Source organism: Aquirufa sp. 5-AUSEE-100C1 (assembly GCF_054558655.1).
The window spans coordinates 455,362-475,004 of sequence record NZ_JBPXKO010000002.1; the positions used below are offsets into that span (position 1 = coordinate 455,362).

19 protein-coding genes and 1 riboswitch are annotated in these 19,643 nt (G+C 42.1%); of the genes, 11 read left to right on the forward strand and 8 right to left on the reverse strand.

Translation table 11 applies throughout. The features are described from left to right. Positions 1–5 precede the first annotated feature (5 nt). Positions 6–1,265, forward strand: coding sequence for a serine hydrolase domain-containing protein (locus ACMH5P_RS05830; RefSeq protein WP_459493398.1), 1,260 nt, complete (start codon positions 6–8; stop codon positions 1,263–1,265). Positions 1,266–1,275: 10 nt separating this feature from the next. Continuing rightward, on the forward strand, positions 1,276–1,797 hold the full coding sequence (locus ACMH5P_RS05835) for a nuclear transport factor 2 family protein (RefSeq protein WP_459493399.1): 522 nt from the start codon (positions 1,276–1,278) through the stop codon (positions 1,795–1,797). Between the two features lie 96 nt (positions 1,798–1,893). On the opposite strand, the gene ACMH5P_RS05840 is transcribed toward ACMH5P_RS05835, so the two are convergent. Beyond that, a complete protein-coding gene (locus ACMH5P_RS05840) occupies positions 1,894–2,364 on the reverse strand; it encodes a DUF3592 domain-containing protein (RefSeq protein WP_459493400.1) in 471 nt (156 codons plus the stop codon). Positions 2,365–2,649: 285 nt separating this feature from the next. Between ACMH5P_RS05840 and ACMH5P_RS05845 the strand changes: the two genes are divergently transcribed. Further along, positions 2,650–3,837 carry an MFS transporter gene (locus tag ACMH5P_RS05845; RefSeq protein WP_459493401.1) on the forward strand — a complete coding sequence of 396 codons (1,188 nt, stop codon included), beginning with the start codon at positions 2,650–2,652 and terminating at the stop codon, positions 3,835–3,837. On the opposite strand, the gene ACMH5P_RS05850 is transcribed toward ACMH5P_RS05845, so the two are convergent. Together ACMH5P_RS05850 and ACMH5P_RS05855 are read right to left on the reverse strand one after the other, a co-directional pair. Beyond that, positions 3,834–4,631: an SDR family oxidoreductase gene (locus tag ACMH5P_RS05850; RefSeq protein WP_459493402.1), complete on the reverse strand. Its 798-nt coding sequence runs from the start codon at positions 4,629–4,631 to the stop codon at positions 3,834–3,836. The two genes, ACMH5P_RS05845 and ACMH5P_RS05850, sit on opposite strands and share 4 nt — an antisense overlap. Positions 4,632–4,813: 182 nt before the next feature. Beyond that, positions 4,814–5,893 carry a homoserine O-acetyltransferase family protein gene (locus tag ACMH5P_RS05855; protein ID WP_459493404.1) on the reverse strand — a complete coding sequence of 360 codons (1,080 nt, stop codon included), beginning with the start codon at positions 5,891–5,893 and terminating at the stop codon, positions 4,814–4,816. 4 nt (positions 5,894–5,897) lie between these two features. Further along, positions 5,898–6,013, reverse strand: a riboswitch (SAM riboswitch). An 80-nt stretch (positions 6,014–6,093) separates the two neighbouring features. On the opposite strand from ACMH5P_RS05855, the gene ACMH5P_RS05860 reads away from it, so the two are divergent. The 6 genes from ACMH5P_RS05860 to ACMH5P_RS05885 all read left to right on the forward strand — a co-directional run bounded on the left by ACMH5P_RS05860 (position 6,094) and on the right by ACMH5P_RS05885 (position 9,527). After that, a complete protein-coding gene (locus ACMH5P_RS05860; RefSeq protein WP_459493405.1) occupies positions 6,094–6,453 on the forward strand; it encodes a hypothetical protein in 360 nt (119 codons plus the stop codon). 100 nt (positions 6,454–6,553) lie between these two features. Beyond that, a complete protein-coding gene (gene atpB, locus ACMH5P_RS05865; RefSeq protein WP_459493406.1) occupies positions 6,554–7,657 on the forward strand; it encodes a F0F1 ATP synthase subunit A in 1,104 nt (367 codons plus the stop codon). 39 nt (positions 7,658–7,696) lie between these two features. Continuing rightward, a complete protein-coding gene (gene atpE, locus ACMH5P_RS05870) occupies positions 7,697–7,942 on the forward strand; it encodes an ATP synthase F0 subunit C (RefSeq protein ID WP_130894949.1) in 246 nt (81 codons plus the stop codon). Positions 7,943–8,068: 126 nt separating this feature from the next. Continuing rightward, entirely contained in the window at positions 8,069–8,563 is a 495-nt protein-coding gene (atpF, locus tag ACMH5P_RS05875; RefSeq protein WP_459493407.1) for a F0F1 ATP synthase subunit B, read from the forward strand. Positions 8,564–8,574: 11 nt separating this feature from the next. Then, positions 8,575–9,111, forward strand: a complete 537-nt coding sequence (atpH, locus tag ACMH5P_RS05880; protein ID WP_459493408.1) for an ATP synthase F1 subunit delta — start codon at positions 8,575–8,577, stop codon at positions 9,109–9,111. A 44-nt stretch (positions 9,112–9,155) separates the two neighbouring features. Next, on the forward strand, positions 9,156–9,527 hold the full coding sequence (locus tag ACMH5P_RS05885) for a DUF423 domain-containing protein (RefSeq protein ID WP_459493409.1): 372 nt from the start codon (positions 9,156–9,158) through the stop codon (positions 9,525–9,527). On the opposite strand, the gene ACMH5P_RS05890 is transcribed toward ACMH5P_RS05885, so the two are convergent. From ACMH5P_RS05890 to ACMH5P_RS05910, 5 genes are read right to left on the reverse strand one after another with little or no spacing between them, the layout of a single operon-like run. Next, complete coding sequence (locus ACMH5P_RS05890) at positions 9,528–10,550, reverse strand: hypothetical protein (RefSeq protein WP_459493410.1); 1,023 nt, start codon at positions 10,548–10,550, stop codon at positions 9,528–9,530. Then, positions 10,550–11,767 carry an MFS transporter gene (locus ACMH5P_RS05895; protein ID WP_459493411.1) on the reverse strand — a complete coding sequence of 406 codons (1,218 nt, stop codon included), beginning with the start codon at positions 11,765–11,767 and terminating at the stop codon, positions 10,550–10,552. Before ACMH5P_RS05895 ends, ACMH5P_RS05890 begins: the two co-directional genes overlap by 1 nt. 1 nt (position 11,768) lies before the next feature. Continuing rightward, positions 11,769–13,061, reverse strand: a complete 1,293-nt coding sequence (gene rodA / locus ACMH5P_RS05900) for a rod shape-determining protein RodA (protein ID WP_459493412.1) — start codon at positions 13,059–13,061, stop codon at positions 11,769–11,771. Next, positions 13,058–14,923, reverse strand: a complete 1,866-nt coding sequence (locus ACMH5P_RS05905; RefSeq protein WP_459493413.1) for a penicillin-binding transpeptidase domain-containing protein — start codon at positions 14,921–14,923, stop codon at positions 13,058–13,060. The genes rodA and ACMH5P_RS05905 overlap by 4 nt, the downstream gene beginning before the upstream one ends. 52 nt (positions 14,924–14,975) lie before the next feature. Then, positions 14,976–15,161, reverse strand: a complete 186-nt coding sequence (locus ACMH5P_RS05910) for an AtpZ/AtpI family protein (RefSeq protein WP_459493414.1) — start codon at positions 15,159–15,161, stop codon at positions 14,976–14,978. A gap of 91 nt (positions 15,162–15,252) precedes the next feature. Here ACMH5P_RS05910 and porW point away from each other — a divergent pair, with 91 nt between their 5' ends. Beyond that, the gene (porW, locus tag ACMH5P_RS05915) at positions 15,253–17,337 is read left to right on the forward strand and encodes a type IX secretion system periplasmic lipoprotein PorW/SprE (protein WP_459493415.1); all 2,085 of its coding nucleotides are present in this window, start codon (positions 15,253–15,255) and stop codon (positions 17,335–17,337) included. Next, positions 17,337–19,643, forward strand: a complete 2,307-nt coding sequence (locus ACMH5P_RS05920; protein WP_459493416.1) for a penicillin-binding protein 1A — start codon at positions 17,337–17,339, stop codon at positions 19,641–19,643. Before porW ends, ACMH5P_RS05920 begins: the two co-directional genes overlap by 1 nt.

Consider the following 19,643-nt stretch of genomic DNA (forward strand, 5'->3'; position numbering starts at 1 on the left):
TTGAAATGAAACGCTTGCTTGATTACATGCTTCACTTACCTAAAATGCCAAAAATCATTGGCGCCATTTCAATTTGTATATTATTAGGACTATTAGCCGCCTCTCATCCCACACAAAGTTTTTTCCATAACAAAACGTTGGCCGAAAAACGAAATGATTCTTTGGCTAATTTATTTAATCCCGAGGTTGCTAAACAAAAGTCAATCAAACTCGACACATTCTTCAATAAATTAAAAGCCACGTATGGATTTAATGGAGCTGTTTTGGTTGCCCAATATGGCAAAATCATTTACAAAAAGGGTTTTGGCTATTCAAATTACTTCACCAAAAGCAATATCAATACGCATACCCATTTTCAATTAGCCTCTGTTTCCAAACAGTTTACCGCAGTGGCAATTATGCAATTGAAAGAAAAAGGCCTGCTGAATTACGACGATCCCATTTACAAACACATCCCGGGGTTTCCTTATGATTCCAGCCTAACGATCCGCAGTCTCTTAACGCATCGTTCAGGATTATCCGATTATGCGTATAATATGGATAAGATTTATGACAAAAAAGTTCCTCTGACAAATCAGAAAGTTGTCGAAATGATGGTTCGACTGAAACCCCACATCGATTACCGCCCGAACGCTAAATTCAGTTACAACAACACCAATTACATGCTACTAGCCTACATCGTAGAAAAACTCAGTGGTATGAATTTCAGAGAATACGCGAAGAAAAACCTTTTTGAAGCAGCGGGTATGTCGGAGTCATTTGTTTATGACCCTTTGCACCCAGAGATGCTTCGAACCGCCGCGACAGGTTACGTACCTAGGCGAGGAGGACCCGTCGTTTCTGAATTTAATCACCTCGATGGCGTGACAGGAGACAAAGGGATATATTCGACAGTCGAGGATCTCTACCATTGGGACACGGCACTCAATGAAGAAAAACTCGTGAAGTTCTCTACGCTAGAAGAGGCTTTTACCCCGCAACACACTTCGCCCAAAGTCCTTCCTAAAAACTACGGTTTTGGATGGAGACTCGCCCAATTAGACAATGGCGAGTGGCTAACCTACCATACCGGTTGGTGGCATGGCTTCAAAAATTATTACCTACACAATCCCAAGGACAATTCAGCGATCATTATCCTAGGAAATATGGCAAATCACGCATTATCAAAAGTAAATATAGTTCAATCCATTTTATACCCAGAAAAGGCTAACTTGTTCCTGAAAGGAGAAGCCCTACCCGCTGAGTTTGTACAAGGCGGCAATTAAATCAACCGATATGAAAAAATCACTCATCCTCAGCCTCTGCTTATTTTGCCTAAGCACAATTGCCTTCGCTCAAAATACAGATGATGCGATCAAAGCGACCGTTGCTAATTACTTTGAAGGCATTACAACCGGAGATACCGCAAAATTGAACAAGGCCTTTCATAGCGCAGCAATTCTACGCACCGTGAATGCTAGTTCGGGTAAAGTTCAAGACTTTCCGATCAAAACCTTTATCTCCAAAACTCCCGTAGGCGGAGTAAAAGCAAGCGGGAAACTAATCAGCTATTCTTATGCAGGCATTTCAGGCCTTGCGGCGGTCGAGTTGCAATTTGCCGACTTCAAATACCTCGATCTATTGAGCCTACTAGAAATAAACGGAGAATGGAAAATCGTAACGCGCGTGTTCAGTCGGGTAAATTTAGATGTTAGCCTAAAAGGTAGCGCCTCGACAGCCTCAAAAGCCGTAAGCACACCCGCACCCGCTAAGAAGAATACGGCCAATGCTAAACCTAAAAAAGATGATGGTTGGTAGTTGGACGTTAAACATTGTAGAGACGCGATACTTCGCGTCTTTTTTTATATATGGAATAGACTAACGTCTAAAGTCCAACGTCTAAAGTCTTAACTCCTATTTATGCAAAAACGATAAAGCTATCGAGCTGATCAACATCAATATCCCCAACACAAAAAATACCGTTGGATTCAAAACCGGAATCGATGTTTCATTCAGAGAAGCCTCATATGGATTATCCATTAAATAACGTACTGGTATTTCCTGGCCCACCTCGCAATTACGAGCTAAACCTTTATCCGCCTCCCGACGAAATTCAGAACCATTCACATAGTACGACACAATCGGAAAATAAATCGGGAAACGACCTGAGTGATCATCCCGTGCATAACGCTTAGAAATTTCAACAATTTTCCCGTAAGTCATCTTGGAATGTGCAATCCAAGATTGACGCTTTTTATACAACACAACCCCAACGCCGATTAAGGCAAAAGCAATGAATGAAAACAGCACCAAAAACAAGGTCATGGATCCCTGAAAGGAACCCGTTGGCCGAGCTGAAATCAATAAAACATTTGCGAATTGCATGTACTACATCTAAATATTTCATCAAAAGAATGACAAATAAATCTGAAAATCAAATACTTAACAGGTTGACAAAAAAACAGGTGAGGTTGCAATTTAAAGGCCTAAAACACATTTTTTGCGAAATTCCGAAAAACAGGATTTTATTTTGACCAATTCTTGGAAAAAATTGGAGAATTATGCGAAAACTGCTTTTCGAAATCAATAGAATAAGCCCAAAAATATATTTTTCGAAAATTTGATATTTCTTTCAAATTCGTATTTTTGACCTACAAGAAACCTATTAAAATGAAAAATTCAACTCGATTACAACTCATGACCATGATGTTCCTCATGTTCTTCGGCTGGGGAGCCTGGTACGGTCAGATGAGTAAATACCTACTAAGCACCTTACACGCCACAGGCGACCAAGTGGGCAACGCCTATTTAACCTTTGCCATTGCATCCCTAGTAGCTCCATTTTTTGTGGGACTCATTGCCGACCGTTTTTTCGCCGCTCAAAAAGTGATGGGGGTATTAAACATCCTAGGAGGTATACTACTTTATTTGTTGGCACAAACCAAAGACCCAGAGGTATTCTTTTGGTATATTTTAGCTTATACACTTTGCTTCGCGCCCAATTTGGCCTTATCAAATTCGATCGCGATGAAGCAAATGAACAATCCCGAGAAAGAATTTGCGAATATCCGAGTGACCGGCACAGTCGCATGGATTGTCGTAACCAATATCATTGGATTTTATGCCTTGGGTGACAATGTGGCAATTTTTCAGATTGCCATGTACAGCTCATTTGTTTTAGGTATCTATGCTTTTTTCCTACCAGACACTCCCCCAAAAGCTGACAAAGATGCCTCAATTGCACAGATAATTGGATTAGATGCCCTGCAATTATTTAAAGACCGATCTTTCCTAATTTTCTTTATTTCTTCCATCTTAATCTGTATCCCATTGTCTTTCTATTATGCCATGGCTAATCCGTCCCTAACAGATTCGCACATGAGCAATGTGGAAAACAAAATGTCGCTCGGTCAAGTATCCGAGGTCGTATTCATGTTGTTAATTCCATTTGCATTTACCAGACTTGGCGTAAAAAAGATGCTCATCGTCGGCTTAATCGCTTGGATTATCCGTTTTGTATGCTTCGGGTATGGAGATGGAATTTCGAGTGAATGGATTCTCTTCATCGGAATCATCTTACATGGAGTCTGCTACGATTTCTTCTTCGTAACCGGCCAAATCTACACCGATCAAAAAGCTGGTCCGCATATCAAGAATTCGGCACAAGGCTTAATCACCCTAGCCACCTACGGAATCGGCATGGGAATAGGCTCTAAACTATCCGGAATTGTATTGGATATGTATACTCAAAATGGCATTCATGATTGGAAATCCGTTTGGATGGTACCCGCTGGAATCGCCTTATTGGTATTGATTTTGTTTATTTTATTCTTCCAAGACAAGAAAAAAATCGCCTAGGTATTCTTGATTTTTCGAAGCATCCAGGGTACAATCGCTGGGACGAATTGTTTCACCAAAAGACCAAATCGTTCCAGCGCACCACCCACAAAAAATTCATTTTTGCCTTGGGCTACTGCGTCGACAATCTTCCTCGCCGTCAAAGCAGGGTCTAGCCCTTTGGCCTGATTCGGATCCATTTTGCCATATTTTTCCCCATGTTCATTCATCGCATGGATGGATATCTCGGTGCGAATATAACCCGGCAAAATCGTACTTACTTGCACGCCATAGCTGTGTAATTCAGCACGAACCGAATCAAAAAAGCCAATTAATGCGTGCTTGGTCGCGCCATACGCAGCGCGACGGGGCGTCGATATACGCCCGGCAACAGAGGCTATCGGCACGAATATTCCGGATTTCTGAGATTGAAATTGCGGGATAACTTTTTGCACCAAATGCACAATGGAAAAGAAATTAATCTCAAATAATCGTCGGTAAACCTCGAACTTCGTATCCAACACAAAAGATCGCTGACTTACCCCAGCATTCAAAACCAAGACATCCAGTCGGCCAAATGTCTGTATTACCTGCTCCACTTGGCGCGCATGACTATCCAAGTCGACCATATCAAAGGGCAAGACCAGCACACTGTTTCCGTGCACCTCACAAGCCTTGGCTACCCGTTGGAGTTCTGCCTCCCGACGAGCCGATAGCACCAAATGAGCACCTTTTGAGGCAAATTCATAGGCTATTGCCTCCCCGATTCCCGAGGATGCACCTGTAATCCAGACAATTTTGTTTTTGAAATCCATGTGTCAAATATAGAAAAGTAGCGACACGATACCTCGTGTCCCAAAAAAAAGACGCGAAGTATCGCGTCTCTACATTAATGAAAAACCGTATCCCAGATGAGCCAAATAAACTCGTAGAGACGCGATACCTCGCGTCTAGTTAAACCACATCTAAACCACCAAAGACGCGAAGTATCGCGTCTCTACAAACTTTCCAGCTCCCTGAAAAACTCTGCCATTGGGTTAACTTCGAGCAGTTGCAACTTCTGCCACAAGCGAATCGCTTTGGTCATTAAGCCACTCTCGATTAGGAAACCATCATGACCATACAAGGAATCAATGACTTGAAACGACGCACCCGGAATGTGTTTTGCCAGAAACTCCTGCTCAACAATCGGAAAAAGGGCATCAGACTTGATTCCGATGACCAAGGTATTTGATTTGATCAATTTTAATGCGGGAATAATTCCTCCCCGATTTCTTCCCACATCTTGGGAATCCATCATTTTAGATAGTATGTAATACGAATAGGCATTAAAGCGCTGTGCTAATTTTTCGCCTTGGTACCGTTGATAAGACACTGCACGAAGCGTCTTCTCTAAAGAATGATCCTGACGGGCCTGCGTAATTTGATAGGTTTCATAATTTCGATACGAAATCAAAGCCGTTGCACGTGCCGCCTTCATCCCCTCAATCCCAGCCTTGGGATTTGAATCACCCCAGGTTTTATCCAACTCAATCGACATCCGTTGGGACTCATTAAATGCGACACCCCATGGGGAGTGTACTGCATTGGTCGCTACTAAAATCAAGTTTTGAATCAAATCCGGATGAATGATGGCCCACTCAACAGCTTGCTGACCTCCCATTGAACCACCGATACAGGTCTTGATGCGCTTAATTCCTAATTCCTTTCGCAATAATTCGAAGGAGTGCACCACATCTCGAATCGTAATATCCGGGAATGAACTGTAATAGGGTTCTCCTGTTTGCGGATTCACCGACAAAGGACCCGTCGAGCCATAATGCGAACCCAAAATATTCACACAAACAATGAAATTATTCTCAGGATTGAACAATTTGCCCGGACCCACCAAGCCTTGCCACCAATCTGCCACATCTTGGCTACCCGTAAATGCATGGCAAATCCAAATCACATTATCTTTCACCGAATTCATTTGACCCCAGGTTTGGTAAGCCAAATCAAGTTGGGGCAAAAATGCTCCGCTCTCTAAGGGAAAAGTATGGGGATAGTGATAGTGTCTAAATTCTGCTTGCATCATCAAAGCTTTATATTTCCCTAAACAGGCAAACGCCTGGGGTAGGAATTAGCACCGGGGTCAAATTTTGACGGGTTGCCAGAAGATCAATGAGCCTAGTCTCTCCCTTCTTCTTTATAATTCAATGCCTCACAGCGACTGAACGAGGAGACAAAGTAAATCATGAAATCAGGAAATTCCAAAATTCTCATGATATTTGCCCCATGAAACAACTTATTCTCGTTTATGTCGGAATAGCAGCTATCCTTTACGGGATCAATCAAAGTTCTTGGGCACACATCCTTCATCCCAATATTTCCTTTATCGTTGTTTTTTTAGCATTTCAATCCTACCTAACCTACAGCATCGCACAAATTGGCTTAAAAGATGGAAAAGAGAAATTCATTCAGTTTCAAATGATAAACCTAACCATACGCTTCCTATTAAGCCTTTCATTCATCGGATTTTTCGCCTATTCAGGCACCCCCCAGATATTCTTATTCGTAATCAACTTTTTTGCACTCTATTTATGTAGTGCAAATTTTGAAATAATTGGCTTGCTTCGTAACTTGCGACGTTTTTAGAAAAGACTGATAAAATTTTTCTTTTTTTTCTGCCCAAAACTCAGCTAATCAACGAATTAGCGAATCAATTGAAAACAATAAAGTAAAAGCAAGAATTACGATGCCGATTAAGACTTTTTTCAAGAAAATGTATTTTTCAAATATAATCCTCGGATTATTATTCAGTTTTTCAAGCTTTTCTTTGCTTGCCAACGAGGGTGAAGCGGTACACGATACAACCCAAGCGCATACTGACACAGCATCACATGCTGCGGCACCTGCTGCGCATGAAGCAGAATCCACCAAATTCGATCCAGGTAAACTAATTTTGCATCACATTGCCGATGAGCATGATTGGCATTTCTTTACCATCGGACATTTTCACGCGACTTTACCCTTACCTTGCATCGTTTATACCGCATCACAAGGTCTTCAAGTATTTTCATCGGCTAATTTCAAAAACGAACACCATGAAGAAATTCCATACAACGGCTTCGTTTTAGAACACGGCAAAATCCATGCAGAAAATGGCGAGAGGGTATATGATTTCTCCATTACTAAAAATGTAGCCTCTTTATTAGTTTCAGCAGTATTATTGTTAACCATCTTCATCGGAATCGGCAAGCGCTACAAAGAAAATCCGCACCGTGCACCGAAAGGTATCCAATCGATGTTTGAGCCTATTATCATCTTTGTACGTGATGAGATTGCCAAAAACAACATCGGAGAGAAGCATTATCGCCGTTTTATGCCGTATTTATTGACGGTATTCTTCTTTATCTGGTTTAATAACATGTTGGGCTTAGTTCCAGGCGGGGCCAATTTAACAGGTAATATTGCCGTTACACTAGTTTTAGCGATTATCGCATTCTTCGTGACCAACTTCAATGGTCGGTCAACGTATTGGACGCACATTTTCGCTATGCCAGGTGTACCGAAATGGATGTTGGTGATTTTAACACCTGTTGAAATCGTAGGTATTTTCATGAAGCCATTCTCCTTGATGGTTCGTTTATTTGCGAACATCACGGCAGGTCACATCATTTTATTGAGTTTAGTTTCCTTGATTTTCATTTTTGAAAATGCGGCATTGGGTCTAGCAGTAGTTCCTTTCTCGCTTTTCATGAACGTGATCGAGCTGATTGTTGCCTTTATTCAAGCGTTTATCTTTACGATGTTGGTTTCTACCTACATCGGAGCGGCGGTTGAGGAGCATCATCATTAATAATTTGTATTTTTTTTAATTTATATAAACCCAAATCGTATGTCTATTTTATCGATTTTATTAGAAGTTTCTGTAGGTCTTGGTCTTGCAGGTATCGGTGCTGGTTTAGCTGCTTTAGGAGCTGGAATGGGTATCGGTCGTATCGGTGGTTCTGCAATGGAAGCTATCGCTCGCCAACCAGAAGCATCTGGAAAAATTCAGGGTGCGATGTTGATCGTTGCTGCCTTCGTTGAGGCGGTTGCGTTATTCGCTGCTGTAATTTGTCTATTGGTAACTTTGAAATAAGAAACCAATCGAATGAGCCCAAGGGTTAGCCTTGGAATACTCGTTCAAAAAACTTGAAACGCAATTTGGAATGCATTAGGCGCCAAATTGCGTTTTTCAACTCGATTTATAAAAAATAAAAATACTATGGAGTTAATCACCCCAGACTTTGGACTTATCTTCTGGCAATTACTTGTCTTTGGAATTTTGTTTTTCCTATTAGCCAAATTTGCTTGGAAACCAATCATTCAATCGTTAGCCGAGCGTGAGCAATCCATCGACGAAGCGATCAAATTATCTGAAACAACACGTGCTGAAATGGCCGAGTTAAAAGCAGGTAACGAACAATTAATCGCATCAGCTCGTGCTGAACGTGACGCCTTAATTAAGCAAGCAAAAGAAGCATCCGATGCAATGATTGCGCAAGCGAAATTAGACGCTCAAGCAGCCGCTAATCAAGAAATCGAAAAAGCACGCGTTGCCTTCGAACAAGAAAAAGCAAGTGCAGTTGCTGCTATTCGTAAAGAAGCAGCTACCCTTTCGTTAGATTTAGCGGAAAAAGTGTTAAAAAGTCAATTAAAAGACAAAGCAGCTCAGGAGAAATTAGTCACTGAGTGGATGGCTGACGTTAAATTATCTTAATCGAAACGACCATGTCAGAATTAATTGTCGCTCACCGTTACGCTAAATCACTACTCGACTTCGCCATTGAAAAAAATGCGGTAGAAGCTGTAGCTAAAGACATGATTGACTTCGCAGATACATGCGAAGGAAGCTATGATCTAGTATTAGCGCTGAAGAGCCCAATCATCAAGCATTATACCAAGTTGGCCATTTTAGCCAAGCTTTTTAAGGATAAATTTAACCCTGTTACTTACGGTATCTTCGTGATTATCACGAACAAAAACCGTGAGCAAATCCTGCCAGCTGTTGCCAAGGAATTTATTTCCATGTACACAGATTACAAAGGAATTCAAAAAGCAACTGTAACGACTGCTTCTTCCCTAACGGCAGAACAGAAAGCAACAGTGTCTAAAATTGTCAAAGATTACACAGGTAAAGAAGTTGAGTTGATCGAGAAAATTGATGAAAGTCTAATCGGTGGATTCATTTTGAAAGTGGGTGACCAACAAATCGACGACTCGATTAAGCGGAAACTCAATGATTTAAAAGTTTCTTTAGCATCTTAATTGAAAAGGCCTTGGAAACAGGGCCTTTTTTGTTCCTCTCCCCCATGAAAAAATTCTCGCTTTTTACCGGATCATTAATCGCAGCTTTATCTGTCGCAATGGGCGCCTTTGGAGCCCATGCCTGGAAAGATTATTTACGGGCGATTAATCGATTAGAGACCTTTGAAACGGCGGCGCGGTATCAAATGTATGGAGGACTTATTCTGATTCTGCTCGGGGTTTGGCAGATGCAAATCTCCAATAAATTCTTGAAAACGGCGGGATATCTAGTATTTACGGGGAGTATCATCTTCCCAGGCGCCCTGTACCTGATCTGTATCACACAAAATGTCCTTTGGGGTGCTGTAGCTCCGCTTGGCGGATTGGCCTATATCACAGGGCTAGGATTAATGGCCTACGCAACGTTGAAACAGTAATTAGTGACGCATCACTAATTCAAGGCTATTCCAAACAATCTCTCCCATCGTCTTGCATTGCAAGAATCGTACATCATCGTAATGTTTCGCTAATTCGGATTTCAATTGTTCGATATTCTCGGGTGGTGCAATTTCGTCTTTGGACATCACGGTCATGAGATCGGAGACGCGTTGGCTCTCCGACTTCAAGCGGCTCGCAATCATAGATCGCTCTTCTATCTGGTATTGCCAAACCGACTCAGGAGTCATGTATTTCATACCTAATTCAATCAAAGCATTGTTTTGCTTGAAATATTGCGGCATATAGACCGATTTCTTCCCCTCATAACACTGTTGGTCGAAGTCAATCGGTCGGATCCGATAGTAAATCTCCTCAAAATCAGGGTTCGTAATGATTACAAAATTGGCACTGTGCATATCGCCCAACAATTGAACCAAACATCGTTCGTTGAACTTGACAAATTCTTTGGCCAAACGAATGGGAGACTCTAAATCATTCTCCAGATCTTGTTTTAAAAACGCATCCCCGGGAATTCCCGCAATATGTTCCTCGACCAAGGTATTATCGTATGTCACATAATTAATCCGATTAGGGGACAAAATATGTTCCAATTCCAATCCATAAACCCGTGAGGCATCCGCTATTTTAATGTAGAAATAATCGAAGTTATCATTCACGCGATTCACAATGCGAATACGAAAAGGATGCGTATTCCCATAGGTACAATAATCCACGCGATCAATGACCAAGTGTTTGATAACCTCCTCATTTCCATCTGTCTTCAAATCGGCATAAATCTGTTTCAAGGACTCATAAACCTCCTCCTGATCTGAGGGAGAATAAAAGACCGATTCCCAGAGCGTATCCTGCCCATTCTTATCATATAACACGATGGCATTCTCATAGCGCAATAGATCCTGATAGGAAATGTTCATCGCATGCTCGCGGTTGTATTTATGCAAATACCGGCGCAACTGGTTATTAATCCGAAAAGGGGACTTTTTCTTGGAAATCAGAGCCATTATTCGACGTAGTCTAAAGATTTACCGTAGGTCTCTTTTAATTGGGAAACGGAAAAAATCGCTAAAGAAAAACACAAGACCCCTACATAGGCCGCTGCATGAATCAAGCCATTGGTAGGAATTAAAAACTTAAAAAGTAATGAAATGGGAATCAATGCCCCACGCACAAAATTAGGCACCGTCGTTGTCACCGTCATACGAACATTTGTCCCAAACTGCTCAGACGAATACGTTAAAAACACAGCCCAATAGCCACCAAAGAAACCCAGTAATGTAATGATTAATTTTGCTTGGGCGGAGGAAACTTCTGTAATTCCAAATAGGTAATATACACATAGGATAACGGCGATAAACAAATAAGTTAGAACAGCCTTTCCACGACTCTTAAGCCATTGACTCAATGCCCCGGAAGCAAAATCCCCTATTGCCAAGCCCAAGTAACAGAACATAATCGCATCTCCTGCATTAACTTTCCCTTTTAAAATCTCAGGAGCCGAAAAAACCAAAATTCCGATAATGTACCAAATGGGCAATCCCATCAAAATGCAATACAGGTATTTCTTAAAAATAGCTGGCGAAGAAAATAATTGAAAGAAATTCCCTTTCTCGACATCCGCATCCATGTGCGAATACATCGATGATTCAAAGGTGCCTAAACGCAAAAGCAATAAGACCAATCCCATTCCGCCACCAATAAAATAACAAGTCCTCCACCATTCGGGATCCGAGCTCAATCCTGCAATAATAGGGGCAAACACGGCACCTGCAGCTCCAACACCCGCAATAATCAAGGTACCAATTCCTCGTTTTGAAGGAGGTAAGGTCTCATTGACCAACGTAATTCCGGCACCTAATTCCCCGGCCAATCCGATACCAGCAATAAACCGCAATAAGGCGTAGAGATTCAAATCCGTCACCAAACCATTCAGTGCATTCGCCAAGGAGTACAATAAAATAGAACCAAATAAAACGGACTTTCGTCCTTTCTTATCGCCGTAAATCCCCCACAAAATTCCGCCTAACAACATTCCTCCCATTTGAATATTCATCAAATTGAGACCCTGATTTAACAGTTCAGGGCCTTTTAAGCCTAAACTCATTAGACTCGGGTTTCGTACGACCGAGAATAAGATTAAATCGTAGACATCAACAAAGTAACCGAGAGCGGCCACTGCGATGAGCATTTTGGCTTTGGAAGAAATTGTTTCGTTTTCCATACTAGCGAGAAAGCATATCAGACCGATGAGAGTCCAATTTTAGAAATATAAAAAGTAAAATGGTGAAGGACCAAAGTGATGATCCCCCATAACTAAAAAATGGCAATGGAATCCCCATAATGGGCATCAGACCAATGGTCATGCCAATATTTACCAAGAAGTGAAAGAATAATACCCCGACCACCCCATAGCCATAAGCACGGGCGAAACGAGAGCGCTGCAAATCTGCCAAATACATCAAACGCCACAAAAAGACTAAAAATAAGATAATGATTCCAGCTACTCCGATAAACCCAAATTCCTCTCCAATGGTACAAAAAATAAAGTCGGTACTTTGCTCCGGAACAAAATCAAATTTAGTTTGTGTACCCCCTAAATAACCCTTGCCCCAAAAACCACCGGAACCGATGGCAATTTTCGACTGAGTTACCTGATATCCCAGTCCGCGTGGATCAAAATCTGGATCCAACAAGACCTTAATACGATTACGCTGATGCTCTTTTAACACATGGTTTACAACCCATTCAACCAACATGGCAAGTGTCATAATGACCGTTATTCCCAATGCTGCCTTTACGTAGGTTTGATACATACGTTGTAAATAAATCGGCATGGCTAAGATTAACAGTCCAGCCAAAATAAGGAGGAGAATCAAAATCGTTAATGGTTTCAAAATCAACGCACTGACAAACAAAAAAATCCCACCCAACAAGAGGCCAGGATATTCTCCAGGTAGCCCTTCTCGGTACAATAGAATGATAAAGGATACATAAACCAAGGCAGAGCCTGTTTCATTAGAGGCAACAATGAGTACGATGGGTAGCCCAATAATCAACGCTACTTTCCATTGATCTCGAAAACGGACTAAACTCACCTGCGGATCATTCAAGTATTTAGCAATTAACAGGGCGGTCGCCGTTTTGGCAAACTCAGCGGGTTGAATAGTCGCTGTTCCTACCTTAAACCAAGAATGTGAGCCGTTAATGGTTACGCCCAAAAATGGAACGAGAATCAAAAGCAAGATAAATAAGCCATAGATTACCGGAGCAAAGGACTCAAAAAAGCGATAATCTAAGGCAAAAATGAACATGATCAAAACCATACTAGCCCCGATCCAAATAAGTTGTTTCCCCGCATTGGAGGTATAAAAAGCGGGATCAAATAAGCTGAGCGGAGCTTCAGGATTGTATACAGCTGAGTAAACACTCATCCAGCCTAACAAGACAAAAAGTGCGTACAAACCGACGCTCCACCAGTCCAACCGACTTGCCATATTTCCAGATGATTGACTCATTTTCGTAAACTATCGCTCGTGTTTTTTTTGATCGGACGATTGTATGTCACATTCGCCAGGTAACTCATATTCATAAATTTCGTTTCAACTGCCTTGCGATCGACCCGACCTTTCAAATATTTCTCCACGATTAATGAGGCAATCGGAGCCGCTGCAAATCCCCCAAATCCGGCATTTTCTACGAAAACCGCGATGGCAATTTTGGGATTATCTTTGGGCGCAAAGGCAATAAAAATAGAATGATCTTTTCCTTTTTGATTCTGTGAAGTTCCCGTTTTACCACACATGGTAATATCCGGAATACGTCCATCCGCTCCAACGGTCCCATGCAGAACCGCATCTTGCATACCCCGGATGACCACAGGGAAATACTTGGCATCAACCCCCACAGAAATAGGATTTTTGTAAAAAGGATCCATCGTACGTTTCTCCCCAATTCCTTTCACGAGGTGCGGCGGAATATACCAACCTCTGTTTGCAATGATCGCAGCAAAATTAGCCATTTTAAGAGGGCTTACGACCAATTCGCCTTCCCCAATACTCAACGAATAAATATTCGAGAATTTCCATGTATTCTCCCCTTTATAGACACGATTGTAATAGTCGACATTGGGTAAAATTCCCTTTTTCTCATTACTCACGTCAACCCCCAATTTGCGCCCAAATCCAAAGTTGGCCACCAACTCTGTCCAACGTTGCAAACCTTGTGCCGAACGTTCATAGGTATCCCCTGTGGTTCCATCATACAAAATTTTACGAAATGCGTGGTAGAAATAAGGATTGCATGACCACTGAATTGCATTATGCAAATCGTTGTGAGATGTGTTGTGTGCGTGACACTTAACGGGTGCTCCTGCATGACCAAAAACGGAGTTCTCAGAAATAATGCCAAGCTGTTGGCCCACTAATGCCTGAACCAATTTAAAAGTCGACCCCGGCCGGTAATACGCGGATGGCGGTCGATTAATCAAGGGTTTCAAAGGATCAAGCGCAAGTTTCTGATAATATTTAGAGAAGTTTCGCCCTGCTAACAAACTAGGGTTATAGGATGGAGCCGATACCATGGCCAAGATTTCTCCCGTAGACGGTTCTATAGCCACCACACTACCCACCTTATGCATCATCAAACTATCCGCATACTCCTGCAATCGTATATCAATGCATGTATATAAATTCCGGCCGGCAACAGGATCCACATCCAGTTTCCCCTTTTTATAATCCCCCTTTTCGACCCCATTGCTATTGACCATTCGGTACTTTACACCCCGCTGTCCACGTAAAACATCTTCGTAATAGGACTCTAATCCCGAAATACCGACGTAATCACCCTGCCGATAATAATCATCCCGCTGATCTTTCAAGGAATTTGGATTAATTTCAGCCACATAGCCTAAGGCATTCGAAAAAGCATTGGATTGGTAGGTCCGAAAGGCCGTGGTTGTTATCGAAAAACCGGGGTAGTCCACCATGGCATCTTGAATACGCGCAAAGTCCTCTTTCGTTAAATGTTTAATAAAAAGCGAGGGCTTAACCCTTGAATAGGCATAGGCTTGTTTCGTCACCGAATCAAAATAGCCTCGGGTAACTCCGAATAAGCGACAAAAGCGATTCGTATCCTGCACAACCGCTTTACGTGGTGTAATGTAAACATCATACACCGGCGTATTGTAGACAATTAATTTACCATGACGGTCATAAACCTCGCCTCGAAATGGTACTTGAATAATTTTCCGAATGGCATTATTATCCGCCGCCTTCTCATAGGTATCATCCAATAATTGTAGATAAAATAATTTTCCGATGAACACCAAACCAATGCTCACAAATACCAAGAAAAGAATCAGACGGCGACCTTCGAACACGCGCAGGTGAAATTAGATGAAAAATAATCCCAATTTACGGAATAAATACGAATTATTTGGGAAGACTTTTAATCAACGCAATCATGGCAAAAGCGATAGATCCCAACGAAAATCCAAGGGTAAACCATGGCGTTATCGTATGAAAATAAGCATCCAAGTAGCGCCCGAGATACACCCCCACCAATATGGTCACTAACATTTGAAAAGCCGCTCCAATAAAACGCTGGTATGAATTCATCGATTTAAAAATATTCCTCGTTGGACATACTAAATTTATGAATTTTCACTTATATATATCGTAAATTTGAAAATTGTATGCCCCAATACCTATGATTCGTCTCCTTTTGGTAGCCCTTATCTTTTTGATAACTTGGAGCTGTTCTCAAAACAGCACCAAACCCGCTGCCGTAACGTTTCATAACATCAATTCGAAGTACAATGCCATCTGGCAAGCTGACCAACTCCTCCAGAATCTACAGAGCCAATTCCGAAACGAGCGCATTGAAAATTACGCGAATGAATTACCAATCATCGCCCCTGTTGACTCCAGTTTCGGCATAACCCACAAATTAGAAATTGCGAACCTAATACGAAAAGCCTCGTTGGTGATCGATAGACATCAAAATTCCAAGTATGTCGACGACGCCTACCTACTAATCGCGCAAGGAAGGTACTTCCAAAGTGACTTAAAAAACGCACTAGAAACGCTAAAATACATCAATACGCTCAATCCCGACAAACAAACACAGCGTCAAGCAATGACCTTATTGTATCAGGTCTACCTCGTGCAAAGAGATTTTGAATCTGCTGAAAAAACAGAAAATTTCATTCTTGAAAATGGCCTGGAATCTTGGGCGTACTTCCTAGTTAAAGCCTACGAACACCAACTGAAAGGCGAGGTGAAATCGAGCATTCAATTAGTCAACCAACTCGTTGGAGATACCAAAAATCGCCAAGATCGTAGTCGGCTCTATTTCATCTTAGGCCAAATGCTTGAACGAAACAATCAGTCGGGCCTAGCGCAGCAAGCCTATCAAAGCAGCATGCGCCAAAAATCAAATTATGAATTAACGCTTCGGGCAAATATTGCCAATAAAGCCTTGGAAAAATCGGTTTCCTCATTAGAAAAACTTCTAGAAGACCCTAAAAACGAAGATCAAAAATCGGAAATTTATATCGCCTTAGGAAAGATCTATTTGGAGGAAAAAGATTTAGCGAAGGCAAAAAATGCTTGGCAACAAGCCACGAAAAATAATCCCAATAGAGGGGAGCTCTATTTTCAATTGGGAAGCCTTTATGCCGATCAACTTCATGAATATGCCCGTGCATCGGCCTATTTTGACTCCGCAACTACCTATTTATCAAACTCAAATCCGAATTATCCATTGGCGGTCAAAGCCCAAAAAAATTGGAATAAATATGTAGCTTTGGAACAGATTATTCAACAAGAAGATTCGCTTCAAAAGCTAGCAAAGCTGTCCATGTCAGAATTAAAGGCGATCTATGAAAAAGCACAAGCCAAAAAAAGTACACGCAATGATTCCCTTGCCAAGTCGCAAAGCAAGACCATCAAAGTAGCAGTTACCTTTACACGCCGACCGCCGAGCGCCGATCAACAAAGTTTTTATTTCTACAATGAACAAGCGCGTTTACGTGGAGAACAAGAATTCACCATGAAATGGGGGATACGTACGTTGGAGGATTACTGGGACCGAAAGAATAAGCAAAACGCCCCGACCGTCGTTAACTCCCTGTCCGCCACATCCATAAAGGATAGCTCGTTAGTTTCTTCCAACGTTAGCAGCACCGATTCCATGCAATTATGGATTGACGCGATTCCAAGAAACGATACAAAAATGCTAGCATCAAACAAAAAGAAAGAGCAAGCCTTATTTGAACTTGGAAAACACGTAAAGACACAAATGAGTAACAATGCGCTGGCATTGCTTCATTTGGAACGCTTAATGAACGAATTTCCGTACACATCCTTGGAAGCTGAAGCGCTCTATTTACAATACCTGAGTTCTGAAACGCAGACGCAGAAAAATAAGTACAAAACGCTTTTGTTTGATCGCTTTCCCGATTCAATTTACCGTCTAACCATTTTGAAACTTGAATCCGGAACTTTATCGGATTCGAAAGAGCAACAGGCAGAAAAAGCCTATGAATCGGCCTACTCAGAATTTAAGGCTAACCGATTCGATTTATGTTTAAAATCATGCCAAACGCTAAGAATACAATTCCCGGGTAGCAAATCGGAGGATAAAATTGTATTTTTAAGTGCCTTATGCTATGCCGGACTTAAAGAACGGGAGCAATATGTGAAAACCTTAACTCAATTCATCCAACTTTTCCCTGCAAGTCCTTTGAAGAAAGAAGCAGCGGAAAGATTGAATGCTATCCCTAAAAACTAATGCGTATGCTTGAAACCGGGAAATACGAAAAATTCATCCGATTTATGTATCGATTCTTTATCGGGTCGACTTTAGGTTTAATATTGCTCATTTTGGCGGTGAACTTCAATTTTTTATGGCTCTTTGGCGGCATGCCAAGTCTTCAAGAATTAGAGAATCCCAAAAGCCAAGTGGCTTCCTTAATCATATCGGAAGACGGACAGGAAATTGGCAAATATTTTCGTGAAAATCGTAATCCCTTGAGTTTTGAGGAACTACCCGACAACATAGTCAATACATTAATTTCAACCGAGGATGCAAGATATACCACGCATTCGGGGATTGATATTCGATCGATGTTCCGCGTGCTTTTCTCGTTTGGTACCTCGGGTGGGGGAAGTACCATTTCCCAGCAATTAGCTAAAAACCTATTTCACACACGCTCCATGGAATTTGGGGAGGACGACCCCCTTTACATGGGATTATTGATGAAAATAGACGGGATTCGCACCGTCATCGCAAAGGTGAAGGAATGGATTTTAGCGATACGTTTGGAACGAAGATACACGAAACAAGAAATCCTTGCTATGTACCTCAATGAGGTGAGTTTTGGAAATAATGCGTTTGGAATACAGGTAGCATGTAAGACTTATTTCCAAAAAGAATTAAAAGACATTAGCCTCACGGAATCCGCTACCCTGATTGGTTTGTTACAAAACCCCTCTTTATATGACCCACGAATTCGCCCGGAAAGGACTTTGGAGCGCCGCAATGTGGTATTGGGGCAATTAGCCAAATATGAATTCATTCCTCAAGAGGACTTGGCAAAAATGCAAGCGGAGGATCTTAATCTGCACTACCGAGTTGAAAACCAAAATACGGGAGCAGCACCCTATTTCCGTGAGGCGATTCGCCAACAGGTTTTGTCGGCCCTCAAAGAACTGAACAAGGACCGACCGGAGGACCAGCAACTGAACTTATACACGAGTGGCTTACGTATTTATACAAGTATCGATTCGCGCATGCAAAAATATGCAGACGAAGCCGTGAAGGAACACATGCGTGCTGAGCAAAAGTTATTCTACGACCATTGGAGGGGACGTAATCCCTGGGTAAATGAAGAAATGAAGGAAATCAAAGGATTCCTAAAGGATGCGATGCGGCGCACGCAACGTTACCGCGACCTGATGGCAGCCTATAACAACGATGAATTCAAGGTTTGGGAAGAGCTACGCAGACCCATCAAAATGACCGTTTTTACGTGGGATGGTGACAAAGACACGACCTTAAGCCCAATGGACTCCTTGAACTATTATAAGCGAATCTTGAATTGTGGCATGATGGCCATGGACCCAACGAACGGACATGTGAAAGCCTGGGTGGGTGGTATCAATTACAAGTATTTTAAATTCGACCATATTTCGCAAAGCAAACGACAACCTGGCTCAACTTTCAAGCCATTTGTTTACGGCGCTGCGATTGAAAATGAAATCGTAACGCCATGCGATGCGCTGGTGGATGAACCAGTAACCTTTGGCGAAGAAGATGGTTTGAGCGGCGGAACGTGGACACCTCATAATTCAGACGGGAAATACAGCTACCAAAGCATGAAACTCCGTCGGGCCATGGGATTATCCATCAACACAATTTCTGCTAAATTGATGAAAAAATTAGGGCCAGATAAAGTCGCCGAATTCGCCCATAAATGTGGTATTGAAAGTCCATTGCATGAAGTTCCATCACTTTGTTTAGGTGCCTCGGAAGTATCTTTGTATGAACAAGTAGCTGGATATAGTACCCTGGCTAATGCAGGAGAACGCATTGACCCAATCCTGGTTTTGCGCATTACGGATAAGGTGGGCAATGTTTTAAAAGAATATTCTCCACCGGTAAAAGCTGTGATTAAACCCGAGACAGCCTATTTGATGACCTATATGCTTCAAGGTGCCGTGCAAGAACCCGGAGGAACAGCGGAAGGCTTAAAACGAACCTCGCTAGTGAATGGAAATGAGATCGGGGCAAAGACAGGGACGACGTCGAATTATTCGGATGGATGGTTTATGGGGGTAACCCAAAAAATCGTTGCTGGCGTTTGGGTAGGTGGAGACGACCGAAGTATCCACTTCCGTAGCTTGGCGCTCGGTCAAGGCGCTAAAATGGCCATGCCAGCCTATGCCAAATTCATGGAAAAAGTGTACAGCGACCAATCCTTAGCCATTGAAGGATATCGAAAAATGCCATTCACGAAACCGGAAAATTTTGCCTTTGACCTAACGTGTTTAGGCCGTCCTGCTGGAGCAGATTCGACCGCCATCGTTGATCCCTAA

Bases quoted from the DNA above. Each gene is read 5' to 3' on its own strand.
- ACMH5P_RS05830 (WP_459493398.1), top strand. From the start codon at position 6: ATGAAACGCTTGCTTGATTACATGCTTCACTTACCTAAAATGCCAAAA.
- ACMH5P_RS05835 (WP_459493399.1), top strand. From the start codon at position 1,276: ATGAAAAAATCACTCATCCTCAGCCTCTGCTTATTTTGCCTAAGCACA.
- ACMH5P_RS05840 (WP_459493400.1), bottom strand. From the start codon at position 2,364: ATGCAATTCGCAAATGTTTTATTGATTTCAGCTCGGCCAACGGGTTCC.
- ACMH5P_RS05845 (WP_459493401.1), top strand. From the start codon at position 2,650: ATGAAAAATTCAACTCGATTACAACTCATGACCATGATGTTCCTCATG.
- ACMH5P_RS05850 (WP_459493402.1), bottom strand. From the start codon at position 4,631: ATGGATTTCAAAAACAAAATTGTCTGGATTACAGGTGCATCCTCGGGA.
- ACMH5P_RS05855 (WP_459493404.1), bottom strand. From the start codon at position 5,893: ATGATGCAAGCAGAATTTAGACACTATCACTATCCCCATACTTTTCCC.
- ACMH5P_RS05860 (WP_459493405.1), top strand. From the start codon at position 6,094: ATGAAACAACTTATTCTCGTTTATGTCGGAATAGCAGCTATCCTTTAC.
- atpB (WP_459493406.1), top strand. From the start codon at position 6,554: ATGCCGATTAAGACTTTTTTCAAGAAAATGTATTTTTCAAATATAATC.
- atpE (WP_130894949.1), top strand. From the start codon at position 7,697: ATGTCTATTTTATCGATTTTATTAGAAGTTTCTGTAGGTCTTGGTCTT.
- atpF (WP_459493407.1), top strand. From the start codon at position 8,069: ATGGAGTTAATCACCCCAGACTTTGGACTTATCTTCTGGCAATTACTT.
- atpH (WP_459493408.1), top strand. From the start codon at position 8,575: ATGTCAGAATTAATTGTCGCTCACCGTTACGCTAAATCACTACTCGAC.
- ACMH5P_RS05885 (WP_459493409.1), top strand. From the start codon at position 9,156: ATGAAAAAATTCTCGCTTTTTACCGGATCATTAATCGCAGCTTTATCT.
- ACMH5P_RS05890 (WP_459493410.1), bottom strand. From the start codon at position 10,550: ATGGCTCTGATTTCCAAGAAAAAGTCCCCTTTTCGGATTAATAACCAG.
- ACMH5P_RS05895 (WP_459493411.1), bottom strand. From the start codon at position 11,767: ATGGAAAACGAAACAATTTCTTCCAAAGCCAAAATGCTCATCGCAGTG.
- rodA (WP_459493412.1), bottom strand. From the start codon at position 13,061: ATGAGTCAATCATCTGGAAATATGGCAAGTCGGTTGGACTGGTGGAGC.
- ACMH5P_RS05910 (WP_459493414.1), bottom strand. From the start codon at position 15,161: ATGAATTCATACCAGCGTTTTATTGGAGCGGCTTTTCAAATGTTAGTG.
- porW (WP_459493415.1), top strand. From the start codon at position 15,253: ATGATTCGTCTCCTTTTGGTAGCCCTTATCTTTTTGATAACTTGGAGC.
- ACMH5P_RS05920 (WP_459493416.1), top strand. From the start codon at position 17,337: ATGCGTATGCTTGAAACCGGGAAATACGAAAAATTCATCCGATTTATG.